Annotated in this window: 1 protein-coding gene; it reads left to right on the top strand. The window is 46.4% G+C overall.

What is annotated here, in order from left to right:
* Window positions 1-69 precede the first annotated feature (69 nt).
* A partial coding sequence (locus HMPREF2983_RS06150; RefSeq protein WP_070667396.1) for a relaxase/mobilization nuclease domain-containing protein occupies window positions 70-1,001 on the top strand: 932 nt, incomplete at its 3' end.

Raw genomic sequence — 1,001 nt, 5'->3', positions numbered from 1 at the left:
TTAAGCGATTTTACGACCCGCATTTTCGTGTGGATGATGAGGTATATAAGGTCTTAAATATGAAGAGAAATGATAGGAAAATGTAAGGCGATAGCACACGGCAGCACGGCTCTGGACTATATTTTCAGAGAGGGTAAGCTCGGCTATCGGCTTGCCTTCCACAATCTTTGCAGCAGGGAGCCAAAGGCAATCTATGAGGAAATGAAAGTGGTCAGTGACTACAACAGCCGTTGCAGGAACAAGTTTCTCCGTATCGAAATAGGCATTGCACCGCAGGATGAGAAAAAGCTGCCTGTGTCCGAACTCATGTGGATAGCCCATCTGTTTGCCAAGAAAATGGGACTTGACAACCATCAGTGGGTGGCAGTAACGCACAAGGATACAGACAACAGGCATATCCACATTATCGCCAACCGCATCAGCCTATACGGAGAAGTTTATGATACCACCTTTGTAAGCAACAGGGCAGCAAGGGTGGCGGAGGAAATCAGCAGGGAGAAAGGCTTAATCATCGCAAAGGAGGTCAAGGCGGAGAGGAAACACCAAAAAGCGAAAGTAAATCCCACGAGAGAACAGACCAAGCAGCAGGTTCAGAAGATTTGCTATGCCCTACTTGAAAAATACAAAGGCACAGGTATCACAGGGCACTCTATGTTCCTCTATGAATTGAACAAGCACGGAGTAACCATAGAGCGCATGAAGAACAAGCAGGGCAAGGTATATGGCTTGAAGTTCTCATACGGAGGACAATCATTCAAGGCTTCCGAAATCGGCAGGGAATTCGGCTACCGTTCCTTGCAGAAGAACTTTGAAGCAACTAACCAAAAAGAATACAAGAACCCACACCAAACAATACAAGACCCGGCAGAAAAGAACGAACAACCTAATGTAGATTATCAACTTGTACCCAAAAGCCGTTCCTCAATCTCACGAGACAATGACACCCCACAAGTGCAGAACTCCATAGGTACAGTGGCAGACACCATTGTTAGTGCAGCCGA

It is taken from the genome of Prevotella sp. HMSC077E09 (assembly GCF_001814685.1).
Taxonomy (GTDB): Bacteria; Bacteroidota; Bacteroidia; order Bacteroidales; family Bacteroidaceae; genus Prevotella; species Prevotella oris.
The sequence above is the reverse complement of the archived record's forward strand: the minus strand, read 5'-3'. Positions and strand labels throughout refer to the sequence as shown.